14 protein-coding genes and 2 pseudogenes are annotated in these 13,735 nt (G+C 69.0%); 8 read left to right on the top strand and 8 right to left on the bottom strand.

Annotated elements, in window-relative coordinates:
- Nucleotides 1-165 precede the first annotated feature (165 nt).
- The 3 genes and pseudogenes from OG251_RS00815 to OG251_RS00805 form a co-directional block, all read right to left on the bottom strand.
- Nucleotides 166-849, bottom strand: coding sequence for a hypothetical protein (locus OG251_RS00815; protein WP_326674994.1), 684 nt, complete (start codon nucleotides 847-849; stop codon nucleotides 166-168).
- Nucleotides 850-938: 89 nt separating this feature from the next.
- Nucleotides 939-1,106: pseudogene (locus OG251_RS00810) on the bottom strand (transposase domain-containing protein); the annotation flags it as partial.
- Between the two features lie 234 nt (nucleotides 1,107-1,340).
- Entirely contained in the window at nucleotides 1,341-1,709 is a 369-nt protein-coding gene (locus OG251_RS00805; protein ID WP_326674993.1) for a helix-turn-helix domain-containing protein, read from the bottom strand.
- A gap of 753 nt (nucleotides 1,710-2,462) precedes the next feature.
- Here OG251_RS00805 and OG251_RS00800 point away from each other — a divergent pair.
- Entirely contained in the window at nucleotides 2,463-3,986 is a 1,524-nt protein-coding gene (locus OG251_RS00800) for a chitinase (protein ID WP_326674991.1), read from the top strand.
- Between the two features lie 345 nt (nucleotides 3,987-4,331).
- On the opposite strand, the gene OG251_RS00795 is transcribed toward OG251_RS00800, so the two are convergent.
- Nucleotides 4,332-4,940, bottom strand: a complete 609-nt coding sequence (locus tag OG251_RS00795) for a hypothetical protein (protein WP_326674989.1) — start codon at nucleotides 4,938-4,940, stop codon at nucleotides 4,332-4,334.
- Nucleotides 4,941-5,160: 220 nt separating this feature from the next.
- Between OG251_RS00795 and OG251_RS00790 the strand changes: the two genes are divergently transcribed.
- Entirely contained in the window at nucleotides 5,161-5,346 is a 186-nt protein-coding gene (locus OG251_RS00790; protein ID WP_326674988.1) for a hypothetical protein, read from the top strand.
- A 22-nt stretch (nucleotides 5,347-5,368) separates the two neighbouring features.
- Here the strand turns inward: OG251_RS00790 and OG251_RS00785 are convergent, their stop codons facing one another.
- Nucleotides 5,369-7,126: an RICIN domain-containing protein gene (locus OG251_RS00785; RefSeq protein WP_326674987.1), complete on the bottom strand. Its 1,758-nt coding sequence runs from the start codon at nucleotides 7,124-7,126 to the stop codon at nucleotides 5,369-5,371.
- 209 nt (nucleotides 7,127-7,335) lie between these two features.
- A complete protein-coding gene (locus OG251_RS44885; RefSeq protein ID WP_442818406.1) occupies nucleotides 7,336-7,785 on the bottom strand; it encodes a transposase in 450 nt (149 codons plus the stop codon).
- On the opposite strand from OG251_RS44885, the gene OG251_RS00780 reads away from it, so the two are divergent.
- Entirely contained in the window at nucleotides 7,736-7,879 is a 144-nt protein-coding gene (locus OG251_RS00780; RefSeq protein WP_326674986.1) for a hypothetical protein, read from the top strand. The genes OG251_RS44885 and OG251_RS00780 overlap by 50 nt on opposite strands.
- Before the next feature lie 155 nt (nucleotides 7,880-8,034).
- On the opposite strand, the gene OG251_RS00775 is transcribed toward OG251_RS00780, so the two are convergent.
- Both OG251_RS00775 and OG251_RS00770 read right to left on the bottom strand, forming a co-directional pair.
- On the bottom strand, nucleotides 8,035-9,054 hold the full coding sequence (locus tag OG251_RS00775; protein WP_326674985.1) for an RICIN domain-containing protein: 1,020 nt from the start codon (nucleotides 9,052-9,054) through the stop codon (nucleotides 8,035-8,037).
- On the bottom strand, nucleotides 9,054-9,314 hold the full coding sequence (locus OG251_RS00770; RefSeq protein WP_326674984.1) for a hypothetical protein: 261 nt from the start codon (nucleotides 9,312-9,314) through the stop codon (nucleotides 9,054-9,056). Before OG251_RS00770 ends, OG251_RS00775 begins: the two co-directional genes overlap by 1 nt.
- Before the next feature lie 413 nt (nucleotides 9,315-9,727).
- On the opposite strand from OG251_RS00770, the gene OG251_RS00765 reads away from it, so the two are divergent.
- The 5 genes and pseudogenes from OG251_RS00765 (at nucleotide 9,728) to OG251_RS00745 (ending at nucleotide 13,724) form a co-directional block, all read left to right on the top strand.
- Nucleotides 9,728-10,213: a DUF6415 family natural product biosynthesis protein gene (locus tag OG251_RS00765; RefSeq protein WP_326674983.1), complete on the top strand. Its 486-nt coding sequence runs from the start codon at nucleotides 9,728-9,730 to the stop codon at nucleotides 10,211-10,213.
- 211 nt (nucleotides 10,214-10,424) lie between these two features.
- Nucleotides 10,425-10,686: pseudogene (locus OG251_RS00760) on the top strand (ISAzo13-like element transposase-related protein); the annotation flags it as partial.
- A 431-nt stretch (nucleotides 10,687-11,117) separates the two neighbouring features.
- Complete coding sequence (locus OG251_RS00755) at nucleotides 11,118-11,468, top strand: NADH-quinone oxidoreductase subunit A (RefSeq protein ID WP_326674981.1); 351 nt, start codon at nucleotides 11,118-11,120, stop codon at nucleotides 11,466-11,468.
- A 560-nt stretch (nucleotides 11,469-12,028) separates the two neighbouring features.
- Nucleotides 12,029-12,799: a hypothetical protein gene (locus OG251_RS00750; RefSeq protein ID WP_326674980.1), complete on the top strand. Its 771-nt coding sequence runs from the start codon at nucleotides 12,029-12,031 to the stop codon at nucleotides 12,797-12,799.
- The gene (locus OG251_RS00745) at nucleotides 12,792-13,724 is read left to right on the top strand and encodes an NADH-quinone oxidoreductase subunit H (protein ID WP_326674979.1); all 933 of its coding nucleotides are present in this window, start codon (nucleotides 12,792-12,794) and stop codon (nucleotides 13,722-13,724) included. The genes OG251_RS00750 and OG251_RS00745 overlap by 8 nt, the downstream gene beginning before the upstream one ends.
- Nucleotides 13,725-13,735 lie beyond the last annotated feature (11 nt).

The following is a 13,735-nucleotide window of genomic DNA, read 5'->3' as shown; positions in this document are numbered from 1 at the left end:
AGTGGCTGACTGGGACCGGCCGCACATGGCGGTAGGTCGGGGCGTCCCCACACAGTCGTGACCGAGGCCAGATGGCCCAAGTCCTCCTGGTCACGAGAGGCGTCGACAACCCTGGTGCCGAATCCGGTGACCTGCAACGTCGAGATAGAGCGGTCTCAGTTGGGTTTACTCGACGGGCTCGAAGCCCAGCCCGTACCCCTGGGCGCCCATCTTGAGCCGCAGGGTCGCGTAACCCGGCTCGCCCTGGTTGGCGAACTTGGTCCAGTACTGACAAGTGAAGCCCGTGTCCTTGCCCAGGGGGACCGCCTTCGCGGCGGGCATCTCCTCGCACGCCAGCTTGCTGGCGTCGGTGCGACCGGACTCGGAACCGTAGCTCTCGTTCAGCGAGTCGTAGACGGCCTTCGCCACCAACAGGCCCTTCTTGGGTGTTGTGTCGAAGAAAATGAGTGAGCTGCCCTTCTTGGCCGAATCGCTGATCTTCACCTCGTAAGGAATCTCGGCCCCCTCGTACGTGGCGACGCACTGGCTGACCGCGCCGGCCTTCTCGTCCACACCGTCGGGGCACTTGGCACTGGTCTCACCGGGTACCCGGGCAGAGCGGAGCACTGCCTGGCGCAGGTTGTGTTCCACCTTCTCAACGAAGGGCGCATTCATCGCGGGGAGCGGGGTGATCTTGAGCTTCTCGCCCGTTTCGCGGTGGGGGACTACGTCCTTCTGGGGGCCGTCGATGGCGACCGGCAGAGCCTTCTGGGCAGCGCCACCGGCGCCGTCCTCGGCATCGGAAGAGCCGCAACCTGTGGCGAGTAGACCAGCCGCGACCAGGACGACAACAATCTTGGAGTTCTGCATAAGGAGAAGGTAAGTGCTGCCACTGACAGCGCGTAGGCGGGGCATGCGCAACGGCTGCGCCCGATCGCCGTGCACGGCGGCGACCAGGGGTGGGCATCGACCCGCGACGGGAGATCACGCAGTCGCCGCTGTATCGACCGCGTCTCCTCCAGAACCGCGTCAACCAGCTCAAACGGCACGACGGCTGTCAGCTCGCCCAGATGCCCCGGCGCGAACCGGCCCGCCGCCACGGTGACCCTACGGGTGATGGCCACCACCGGGGCCGAAAGGACATGATGAAACGGCAACGGACCTCCTCGGGAACAAGCTGCCTTGGACGACTGCCTGTACCAACGAGCTCCGTTGCTCCACGCCGAGAATCCCTCAACGAGCTTGCGTGACCAGCGAAAACGCTAACTACCCGGCCTTGGGTCTTGACCCCGGATTTTGGACACCGGAGAGACTTGGACGTGGATGGTCCAGGAGAACGGAGTCCCTGTGGGGATGAAGCACTATCCTGCCGATTTCAAGTACCCGGCAGGCCCGCACCTTGGAAGTGGTGTACCGGGCGACGCGTATCCACGAGGGAGATGGGTGTGGCCGACGAAGAAGTCGGTGAAGCGGCGGTCGTGGCCGGTGCCCCCAGCCAACGTCGCCCGATCGGCAAAGGGACGCAGTTGTCCAGGAGTGCGACCGGCCGGCGCGCGGAAGTCCCGGTTCGTGTGCGCCTGATCGTGGTAGCCGTTGATGGCTGCGAGCTCTGCCAAGGATCGGTAGCCCTGAGACGGAATCCTGAGAGCGTACTGGAAGCGGATGACCCTGGACAGAGTCTGCGGCGGGATGCCTATGTACTCACGGAACAGAGCCTGTACTGTGCTCATCCGAAGTCCCCGCCCTCGCCCGCGGGCGACGTCTGCGTGACGCCGAGTCCGCCACCCAACGCCACAAGGTGCCTTTGAGATACGTGCACACGTGCGTCTCCTGGGACCGGGTGGACGGTGCGCAACGAGCCCGAGGGCGACCCCCGGACGACCCCGATGGTGAACACCCCCCGGCCGTCGCATCCACGTTCGAGACCGCCCGCCCTACTCTTCCGGAGCCGGGCGACCTTCTGCTCCGTGGGCATGGACGCCCACACTCCAGGACGCCCTGTTCGCCGAGGCGTGCCGGGTACTGCGGCCGGGCGGGGTGTTCCGCAGGATGGGCAGCCAGCCCGACCTGCGCCTCCCGCTGCTCCACGTGGGCAACACCATGGTGGTGCTCGATCCCGCGACGCTCCCCGGGCGACTGCGGCGGGCAAGCGGCAGGCCCCCACGCGAACCAACCGGGCCCACGGACCCCCCGCCCGCGCGCCCGGGACCTTGCGGACCGGGCGCACGACCGGGCCCGCACCCCGCTTCGGCACCAGCACCGAGTGGTATGACCGCCCACCCTGGGGACTCCCCGGCACGGCACACCCACCTGACCAGCCTCCCTGCGGAACCAGTGCGACGCGCGGCGGGGCGCCATCCCTCGAATTGGTCTAGTCCTCATTTGGTTCAGACCATTGACATGCTGATGACCCGGGGGCTATTCCGTAGGGCAACACCTGTGCGTCATACATCAGTTGACGCCTCCTCACCTCTTGGATGGCCATGAGACGTATGCGTTCCCTTCGCGCCGCCCTCACGGCGGCGGCCACCGCCGTTGCAGCCCTGTCCCTGACCGCGGTCTCGGGTGCCCCTGCCCAGGCCGCGACTCCGCTGCCCGCCCATGTCTTCGCCCCCTACTTCGAGTCGTGGACCGGCGAGAGCCCCGCCGCTCTCAGCGCCCAGTCCGGTGCGAAGCATCTGACGATGGCCTTCCTCCAGACCGCGACGGCGGGCTCCTGCACCGCCTACTGGAACGGCGACACATCGCTGCCGGTCTCCTCGGCGTCCTTCGGCACCGACATCAGGACGATCCAGGGGCGTGGCGGGGACGTCATCCCGTCCTTCGGCGGCTACACGGCGGACACCACAGGAACCGAGATCGCCGACAGCTGTTCGGACGTCGACCAGATCGCCGCTGTTTACCAGAAGGTCGTCACGACCTATGACATCCCCCGCCTCGACATGGATATCGAGGTCGACGCGCTGGACAACACCGCCGGAATCGACCGGCGCAACAAGGCGATCAAGAAGGTCCAGGACTGGGCCACCGCGGCCGGACGCACGCTGGAGATCTCGTACACCCTGCCGACCACGACCCGGGGCCTGGCTCCCAGCGGTCTCGCCGTGCTCAAGAACGCCGTGGCCAACGGCGCCCGCGTGGATGTCGTCAACCTGATGACGTTCGACTACTACGACAACGCCGCCCACGACATGGCGCAGGACACCAAGACAGCCGCCCAGGGGCTGTACGACCAACTCGCCAAGCTCTACCCGGGCAGGACCCCGGCCCAGCTGTGGGGCATGATCGGCGTCACCGAGATGCCCGGTGTCGACGACTTCGGGCCGGCCGAGACCTTCACCCTCGCCAACGCCCGGCAGGTCTACGACTGGGCGGTCTCCAAGGGGATCAACATGATCTCCTTCTGGGCCCTCCAGCGCGACAACGGCGGCTGCCCCGGCGGCGGGGCCGCCGACAACTGCTCCGGCATCGAACAGAACACCTGGGACTTCTCCCGCATCTTCGCGCCCTTCACCAGCGGCAGCACCGCGCCGAGCGACGACTTCTCCCTGGCGGCCACTCCTTCCGCCGCGACGGTAACCGCCGGTGGCTCCGCGAGCACCACGGTGCGGACCGCGGTGACCTCAGGTACCGCCCGGACCGTGAACCTCACGGTCAGCGGTGCGCCCGCCGGAGTCACCGCCTCTCTCAGCCCCACCTCGGTGACGGCGGGAGGGACCTCGACGCTCACGCTCACGACCACTTCGGCGGCCGTCAATGGCACCTACCAGATCGTGGTGGACGGCGCGAGTCCCGCAGCCGCGCACTCAGCGACGTACAGCCTGACCGTCACCGGCGGCAACGGCAACCAGTGCACGGCGGCCCCCTGGTCCTCGGGCACGGTCTACACCGGTTCGCAACAGGTGTCGCACAAGGGCCACAACTGGAGGGCGAAGTGGTGGACGACGGGCGAGGAGCCCGGCACCACCGGCGAGTGGGGCGTATGGCAGGACCTCGGCGCCTGCTGAGCCCTGCGGCCTCACCCTCACCGAGTGGCCCGGCCGCGATGACCGCGGCCGACCGGCCGGGGAAAGCTCGTCGTCCTCGGCCGGCCTCCGGCCGACGCACGGCACCGGGTGCGCGCGGACAGACCCCGGCGGTCGCCGGACGGCCGCCGGGGCCGGGCAGCTGAGCACAGAAGTTGAGCCGGAACCGCGAGTCGCGAACAAAGCCAGTGGGCCGTACATGGTCGACCACCTGTGCAGAAGACTGGCTCGTACCGGCGGAGACGCCGCCCGGTCGCGGGGTGCGCCGCGCCGGCCGCAGTCGGGTGCCCCGAGCCGAATGGCTCGGGGCACCCGACCGGCTCTCCATCAGATGGCTAGCCAGAACGCTTCCATCCAGCGGTTCTCGCCGATGCTTCCGATCCACTGGTCGTACGACCACTGGTCCGTGCCTTTCCAGCCCACGTCCTGCACGTGGGCGGCGGCCTTCATGGACTCGTTGGTGCTCCGCAGGCGCAGGGCCTGGATCGGCTGGCCGCCCGCGTGCACGAACTCGAAACTACTGCCGGGTGCTATGTAGTGCTCGGAGCCGGTGCCGGTCTCCGCCCAGTGCGCCTGCACGTTGAAGTTCATAGCGCCGACCGTCCCGACGTAGAACTTGATCCTGTCGATCGGTTTGTTCTCGCCCACGGTCCCGGTGAAGCCCGAATTGCCGTCAGTGCAGAGCTCGGCCGACCATCCCTTGTTCCGTACATGGGCCTGGTAGCACACGGCGCGGCCCTCGGCCAGCGCCCCGCTCCGCTGTGTGCCCGCCGCGTTCACCTTCCGAATTTGTTCCGGGGTCAGCTTGGTTACCTTGACCACTTCCCGCGTCGCAGGTGCGGGCACGTCGGCCGCCTGCGAAGCCGAAGCTGTACCAGTGGCCAGTGAAGCCGCCAGGAGCAGGGTGGTGCCCAGGGCGGCAAGGGATGAGCGCATGACGTGTTGTCCTTCTCTTCGGGCCTCGCGGCGTCGCTGCTTTCGCCCCAAAACTCAGGCGGCGCCGAATGTCCGTCAAGGCAGGAGAGCCAAAGCCCAGTTCACCCGCGGACAATACGCGTTGTCCGGTGGACAACCCGCACGGCTCGATGCCGACGGTCGGCGGGGGCACCGTGTGCGAACGGTCCCTCGTACGGAACTCGGACATCAGGGAGATCTCATGAGGTTGAAGATGACTCCGGGCGCGGCGGTCGCCGTACTCACCTCGCTGCGATCCGCCTCCAGCGCCTCTGCCCGCCCGGACCCCGCCCCGGCCGCGCCCGTCTCGCCCCGGTCCTCGACTGAACCGGCCGAACCGGGGTGGCGGGCCGCCACGATCGCGGTCATGTTCCGGTCGCAGCCATGACCACAGATCCTGGCGGGCCGGGTCAGGTACGCCAGAGCAGCCAGGCGTTGTCGCTGCACTCCTCCTGCAGGGCCTGCTCCATGTCGCCGCCCCCGGTACGGACCGAGACGCACTTGCCGCTGTGGCGATTGACCAGCTGCCAAGCCCGGTAGGCGGCTTTGTAGCGGAAGGTCCAGAACTGGTCGGGGAACAGACCGCTCTCGTCCCCGCAGGTGTACTGGGTGATGATGGCGTTGTTCGTAGTCCGTGCCGCGTCGACGGACAGACACAGACCGCTGTTGCGGTTGCGGATCGAGTACACGGCACCGGTGAGCCCGGTCTCCTCGGCGCTGAGCTGCCAGAAGTGTTCGGCGCTCACCGCGCAGCCGGTCTGCACGAGCCCTTCGGCGCTGTTCACGCTCCCGTTCGGGACGGTGAGGCACATTCGGCTGGCCGCGTTGGTCAGCCGGAGCAGACCGTTGGGGAGCGGCGGCGGACCGGAGGTGGGCGTCCGGGGGGCAGCGGGGGAGATGGCCGTCACGGGCGGGGTGGCCCGCGAAGCAGCGGCGCCCGGCGTGGCCGGGGCGGGCGCGGGGGGCGTGACCATCGCGCCCGGCGGGGCGGGGCTTTCGGCGCGGGCCGACGGTGTTCGGTCGAGTACAGGGGGTGTGCCGGTGGAGGGGGCGGGGGTGGCAGCGGGGGCCTCCGCCTGGACGCCCGGCCAGGTGTTCACGGCCGCTGGGTCGGCACGCTGGCGGCCGATGGCGACCACTGCTGCCGCGGCGACCGCACTGACGCCGAGGATGGCGGCCACGAGCAGGATCACCAGCGAGCTCGGGCCGGTCCGGCCCCGTCGGTACACGAGGTCACGGCGGGTCGGTGGCGTCACCGACCGTCCTACCCGGGCATCGGCCATGACGACGGGCGCACCGTGGCCACCGGCGGCGGACGAGCCGGTCTCCGCAAGGGAGGTACGGGTCTCCGTGGCGGGGGACACGGCCGGTACTACCGGGGCTTCGGCCGACGTGTCGACGCGCTGGAGAACAAATCCCTCCAGTGCGGCCGGTCCGGCCTGGCTCTCTTCGTACCTTCTGATCTCCCGCCACAGTCGCTGGACATCCTCCCGTCGGTCCTCCAGAGTGCTGCCCATCCGGACCTGCGCGAGTGACAGTTCCGCGCCGGCCGTCGCCTCCCGCGGGTCCTCGCCGGCCGGGGGCAGGGCGACCACCGACCGTGCCCGCGCTTCCTCGTGGAGCCTGCGCGCCGCCCGCTGGACGATCCTGACCGCCCCCAACTGCTCGAACGCCTCGTCCAGATGAGTGTCCAGCCGGTCGGACCCCGGTGCGGAGTCCGGTCGAGCCGCCGGTTCGCCGGCCGGGCCGCGCGGCGGCCCGGTCCGCTCCTGGAGCATGGTGATGATCGCCAGCAGACCGCGGACGAGACGGCCCGCCTCTTCCAGGTCCGTCTCCGCCCGCCACAGAGTCTCCTCCGGGCTGGGGGCGGGCTCCTTCCTCGCCTCCGCCGTCAGCGCGGCGTCGTGCAGCCGGTGTGCCCGGCTGAGCATCACCGCGCGCCCGCGTGGGTCGCGTACCCGGTCGTTGACGACGGTGGTGAGCCGGCTGAGCGGAACGATGCGCTCGCCGGAGCGGTACTGGCTCCAGACGGTCTTGCCGCCTCCATAGCGCTTCGCCATCTCCCGGACCGTCAGGTGTGCGGTGGCCTCGCGCAGAAAGCGCGCGAGATCGTTGGCCGCCTCCGTCTCGCCTTTCGCGGTGCCCTGTGGGCGACCTGCCCTCGCCATGTTTCCCCCCAGATCCGCAGACGCTTCGCCGTCCGCCCCCGCGCGGTCGGCCGTCCCCCGTCCCGGTGCGTCCGGACACCGTGACCTCATACGCGGGGCGCCCGCTGGAGCGGGTGGGCCGCCAGATCAGTCGAAAGAAAGCACGCGATCAACATTTCTGTCCACCACGCGAAGCTCGATTGTCCTGAACGCATGTACCACTGATTCCGCTATGGGTGCGGGTGCAGTGCCCGGCGACCAACCCGTTCCCATCCAGTGACCGGGCAGTTCTCGCACACGTACGTGTGACCGCGTGCTCCGTACGTCCGCGTCGGACCCCGGGACCGGGTATTCGGCGGGGGGTGATGATGATGCTCCGGCGGGGGGTGCGCGGCTAGGACCGTGTGCTGCATCGTGAGTTGGCGGAGGCATTTGTGGCAGCACAGCGCGGCTGCCAGCCCGCGAGGGGCCAGGTAGTTGGAGGGTTGTTCGTAGCGGTGGGTGGAGTCTGCGGTGGTCGGCCAGCCACGGCATGGTCCGATCGGTGACCCACCTGCGGTAGAAGGTCGACCAGAGCCGTACTCCTTCGGCACGTCCCGCCAGGGGCACCCGGCCCTGAACCGCCACATCATGGTGTTGAACTGCCGCCGCAGGTCAGGGACCGGGCCGCGCTCGCCCACCGGCAAGAACGGCTCGACCAACGGCCACTCGGCATCCGAGAGATCACCACGCGCCACCCTCGACAACTACCAGGTCCAGGCCGCCCGGCACTGACACATCCCGAAACCGGTGATCCGAACCTGGAACGGGCCCAGCACACCACGGCGCCCCCGCCCTCATCAGGGCAGGGGCACCGCCCTGCGTACGCGCACGGTTCGGGCGTCCAGACACCGTCCGTCAGGCTTCGGCCACTCCGGGATCATCCGGGATCAGGGGTTGGCCTGCCGGACCCACTTCTGGCTGTTGCCGCCGTTGCAGGTCTGCTGGAGGAGCAGGCTGCCGCTGCCGGTCGCGCCGCCCGCGACATCGATGCACAGGCCCGAGTCCGCGGCTCGGAGGGTGCCGTCGGCGTAGAGCCGCCACTGCTGGTTGGTGTTGTGGGAGCCGCATCCCCAGACGGTCACCTTGCCGCCCGGAGTGCTCTCGCCGTTGTTGTCCAGGCACACCGCGTAGCCGAGGGGGTCCGTCGCTCCCAAGCGCAGGAAGCCCTGGATCACGCCCTGGGGGCTGAGGGGGGTGGTGGGCACCGGGGAGGTGGACACGCTGGGGGAATTGGGCAGGAACGTCCAGGTCTGCTTTCCGGTGCCGTCACAGGCCACGATGTTCGTCTGCGCGCCCCAGGGTTCCTGGCTGGGGGAGTTCAGGCAGAGACCGGAGGCCGAGCCCTTGACGGGGCTGGTACTGGTGAAGCCGCGCACAACGTGCTGGCCCGGCCCCGAGGGCGTGCTGGCGAAATTGGACTGCCCCGCGCAGCTGCCGTACTCGTAGACGTTGTTGACCACGCCGGACAGGCCGCCCGCGTCCGTGCTGCTGGGGCCGCCGAAGTAGGCGTCGGACACCGTGTTCTGAGCACAGGTGCCGGCGGCGTTGTAGTAGACGTACTCGACGAACCCGTTGCCCGAGGAGGTGAGGAGACCGCTCGGCACCGTCCAGCTGCCGATGTGGGCCACGAGCTGCTGGGGGTTGGCGGGGTCGTACACGTCGCCGGTCCAGGTGTTGGTGGTGGACGTGCTCGCGGTCCGCTTCACCGTGAGGTTGTAGGTGTGGCCGTATACGGCGTTGAAGAGGACGGAACACGACTGGCCGGCGTCGCCGTCGGCGCCCGGTCGGCAGTTGGGGTCGTTGCTGGAGGTGTCTCCGGGGGTGCCGGCGCCGCCGGAGGCGAACACCGAGAAGATGGCACGGAACTGCTGGGTGTTGCCGCTGGTCGGCTGGGGCTGCAGGCCCATTACCCGGTCCGGCCGTTGGCGACGCCGAACTGCTGGGCGTAGTAGAGGCCGGTCTGCTCGCTCGCCGGGTTGATCGCCATCGGGAAGGTGATGTTGGTCAGATGCCCTGAGGGAGCGTTCGGGACCGACCAGCCGAGGGAGACGTTGCCGCCGAGGCCGAAGTCGACAGCCAATGCCGGCGACGGCACCGGGGCGAGCAGTAAGAGCGCCGCGGCCGCCACTGCGGCGCCGCAGTGCCGCAGTATGGAGGTGAGGGACATGCGAGTTCCTTCCTGCCGCCCGTGCGCGAGAGGCCATCAGCGGCATGACTGGAGGTGCTGGTGCGAACTGGCGGGAGAAGCGCTTCGAGCGGAGCGATGGCGCGAGCCGGAGCTTCCCAGGCCCGTACACGTCCCCACGATGTGACGCACGCAGTATCCACACAATCACCGCCAGTGAGGCACCATTTCTTCGAATCAGTCACCTCCCATCCGTGAAATGACGGAAATCCCCACTATGACCGTTATCAAGGAGAGAGACGTGATAAGGCGGGCAACCGCGACGTCCGTACGGCCCTCCGGCCAGCTGAACTGGAAGAGGCGGGGGTGACCGGGTTGTTCTGACCTCATTGCGGCGCACTCAGAAGCGGCTCGTCTCTTCGAGAGACGCCGCATCATCCGGTCGAAGACGCCCGGTGACTTCGCAAACCACCGTCGGAACCCGCACCCCGCACGGGCTGTTCGGACCGGAATTGCCCCTGGACCGCGCCCCCTACGAGTGTTCGGGCGCCGCGGTCCTGTCCTGGACCGACCCGGCCGCCCTCGCCCCGCACGACTTCGAGCAGATCGCCCTGCGGCTGACCGGCCACGCCCGCGCCATCGCCGCCGATGTCCGCCACCGTGCCGACATCCTGGACGAGGACACCGGCCCCCGCGCCCTGGCCGAGATCATCCTCGCCGAAGCCCAACGCCGCCTCAGCGCACTCCACCAGGGCACCCTGCGCTGTGTGCGGAACCGGGCCCGTCTGGTCCGCGCCCTCTACGACCGCCTCGACCGCCCCCCAGGCCGCCCCGGGCGTCGCGACCGCCTGAACCGCGACCGACCACAGGCCGACAGCACGAGACCCCGGGTGACAGCGCCCGGGGTCGCTCTGTGCACCGTGACGTGTCCGACCGGCTGAAGGGCCGACCACAGTCGGTGTCACCCCCGCTCCACACCCAGCTCGGCCCAAGACATCGAGCTGCTCCTTGGCAAGCCGGTCGCGTCGGCACTTGATGTTGGAGAGCCATACTCCGAGCCGGACCGGTGTCCTGTCCGGCAACTTCTTGCCCCACGACCGCAGGACGACTGCCTTCCCCACCCGCTCGATGTGCTGGGTGAGCGCGGCGACGCCGATGTCACCCCTTCGGTGGACGGCGAAGTCTCCGCGCCCTGGCTGCCGAGCTGACCCGCCAGGGCCACCGGGTACCCGCCGATACCGTCGCTGACGTGCTGCGCGAGGAGGGCTTCAGCTTCCAGGGCGACGCCAAAGTCGTCGAAGGGCGGGAGCAACCGGGCCGGGACGGCCAGTTCCGCTACATCGACGTTCAGGCCAAGGCCCGCCAGGCAGCCAGTGGCCCGGTGATCAGCGTGGATATGAAAGAGAAGGAAGTCGGGGATCGGCTCCGCGTCCTGGACCTTCGAACCAAGTGTCTCGGGTGTCCGGGACGCGGTGTCAAGTCCCGAGAGGCAGGCGTGGCCGGGGGAGTCCCAGGCGTCCACGGCGGTCTCGGAGAGCGGTGCGTCGTCCGGCTTGGCGGGGTGTTGACGGTGTAGAGCGGCGTGGAGGTCGCGACGTGAGTGGTGTCGAGCCCGTGCGGGGTGCGACTGGCAATCGCCTTGCGGTGACCGCTGTTCACGCCGTCGACCTGGTATGTGCTGGTGCGGGACGACATGGCGTTCCTGCGCCGAAGGGATATCCCATGAGGGTGTCCATTCGCGGTCATGCGGATGCCTTGATGCGGGAGTGGAATCAACCCGCATGAGTTGCTGGGTATTCGTGTCTTTTCGGTTGAAAAGCTATCAAGCTGCATATGGTGGCGCAGATGAGTGTCTGGGAGCCGGTACTGGTGTTGCTCGGGCTGGTCGTTGCAGGGGCCGCCGGTCTCTACGGGGTGAACACCCTGCTGGCCGCCAAGGCGGAGACCCTGCCCTCAGCTCCCTTTGCCGGGGGCCTCGAACCGGACCAACACGCCTTCTCGCGCTTTCACGTCCGGTGGTACCCGGTCACGATGATCTTCCTTGCCTTCGACATGGAGATGCTGTTCATGTACCCCTGGGTCAGGGTCGTGAGCGAGATGGGTGCTCCTGCGGTCATCGAGATGTTCGTTTTCCTCGGAATCCTCTTCGCCGCCGTCACCTACGCCTGGCGCGAGGGGGCACTGCGATGGACCTGAGCCGCGCCCTGCGCAGGATCGTCGCGAGGCGCCCCCCGGTGTTTCTGGTCACCCTCCCCGGAGCCACGGTGGAGCGGTTGGCCGTGGAGGCCGAGCTGCGAAGTCGGGGCTGGCCTTCGGCAGATGGGCCGGCCGGTGCGTCCGCCCTGGTGGTGGCAGGAGATCCGGGCGGCGATCAGTTCGGGTGGCTGGGGGAGTTGTGGCGCTGCGTGCCGCAGCCCAGGGCGTACGCGGTAGTGGCCGACGCTGTGAACAGTCCTGGTGCGCTGGATGAGGTGAGCGAGCTTCTCGTCCTGGGGGCACCAGACCTGGGTCCTGCGGGTGCCACGGCGTCCCGTGGACCTGTGGCTGAGGCTGACCGTGATCTCCACCGGACTGGACATGGTCACGAGGTCGGCCAAGAGGGTCAGGCTCATGCGGAGCACACGGGCGATGAAAGAACACCGGATCACGGTGCGCATGGTGATCAGGCTAGTCACAGCGGTCACAGCGGTCACAGCGGTCACAGCGGTCACAGCGGTCACGCGGGCCATCAGGGTGGTGTTGTCGCTGGTCTGCCGATGGCCGAACGGGCGGACGACCGCGATGGCTTGCGGCTGGACCGGCTGAATCTGAGCCTGGGGCCGGCGCTTCCGGACTGGCCGGCGGGACTGGTAGTCGAGGTGGCGCTACAGGGCGACGTGGTCCAGGAGGCGCGGGTGCGGCCGTCGGACATCGGGGGCGCCGTGCACCGGTGTCCTTTCTGGAGCGCGCCGTGGCTGCTTGCTGCTGGCGGCGAGACGGTGTCGTGCGGGGCTGCTGACCGGCGGCGTTGCGCTGCGCATCTGGACAGCCTCGGGCGTTTCCTGGCCGTCGCGGGGTGGCCGGACCCGGCAGCGCGGTCACGGCGCCTGCGGGATGCGGTCCTGGCGGACGTCGCCCCCGGGGAAGTAGCGCGAGACGTACAGGGGTTGACGCGGCGGATCCGAGCATCGCGCGTCCTCCGGCGGCTGACGGTCGGCCTCGGTGAGCTGCCCGCCGCGCGGGCGCGCGACCTGGGTATCAGCGGTCCGGCGCTTACGGCGGACGGGGATGTTCACGCGCGTCTGTGTGTGTGGCTCGATGAGATCGAGCGATCGCTGGGCGGTATGAACGACACCGGGCCCTTGGCAACGGACAGGGCGGAGGGCCCTCGTGGACGGATCGGCGGTACAACGCCTCCCTCGCAGGCTCTGCTCGACGTCCTTCCCGTCCTCCTCCGGGGGGCGGAATACGCCTGCGCCCGTCTGATCGTGGCGAGCCTGGATCCGGATCTCGACGAACTCGCCTACGTGGGAGTTGCCCATGGCTGATACGGCGCCGCTCTGGGGCGTTGTTCTGATGCCCTTCGTGCTGGTCGCGACAGCCGTCGCTGCTGCTGGGCTCGACGCCGCCGTCACTGCCGTATCCCAACGCGGCCGTGCTGCTGTCCTGCGCGATCTGTTGGCACCTCTCAGCGAGGCGCTCCGGCTCCTGGGGCAACAGCGTCGCCGCACCAACGCGGCGGACATCGTGTTCGGGCGGGTCGGTATCGGGCTGGTGCCGGTCGCCGCCGTGCTCGCTGCCGCGGTCCTGCCGTGGGGGTTTCGCGCGGTGACCGATCCGGTCGTCGGCATTGTGTGGTTCAACGCCATGGAGGCGCTCGCATGGGCGGCGATCTGGCTCGCCGGCTGGGGGCCGAACTCGGCGCTGTCGCTGATCGGCGGCTACCGGTTCCTCGCGCAGGGGCTGGCGTACGAGCTGCCGCACATGTTTGCGTTGACCACCGCCGCGCTCGGGGCGGAGTCGCTGCGGGTCGGCGACGTGGTGGCGGCCCAGCAGGGGCTGTGGTTCGTGGTGTGGATGCCGGCCGCGTTCCTCGTCTACCTGCTCAGTGCCCTGGCCATGGCGTTCTGGGGACCGTTCGGCCATCCGGTGGGGCGTGACGCCGCGGGCGGTGCGGTCGTGGAGTACAGCGGCGCGGACCGGCTGCTCCTGCTGGGCGGACGGTGGTTGCTGCTGGTCGTGACGGCATCGTTCAGCGTGCCGTTGTTCCTCGGCGGCGGTCAGGGGCCGCTGCTGCCTCCCTGGGTCTGGACCCTGCTGAAGACGGCCGCCGTGCTGGTCCTGCTCATCGGGGGACGGCGCCTTCTTCCGGTGCTGCGCATGGACCGCTACATGGAGTTCGCCTGGATGGTGCTCGTCCCGCTGACGCTGCTGCAGGCGCTGTTCGTCGCCGTCGTCGTACTCGACCGCTAGGAGAAGCCGCA

Origin of the sequence: Streptomyces sp. NBC_01237, assembly GCF_035917275.1 — a bacterium.
GTDB lineage: Bacteria > Actinomycetota > Actinomycetes > Streptomycetales > Streptomycetaceae > Streptomyces.
Note: the sequence above shows the minus strand (reverse complement) of the source record. Positions and strands in the feature narration are given on the sequence as shown.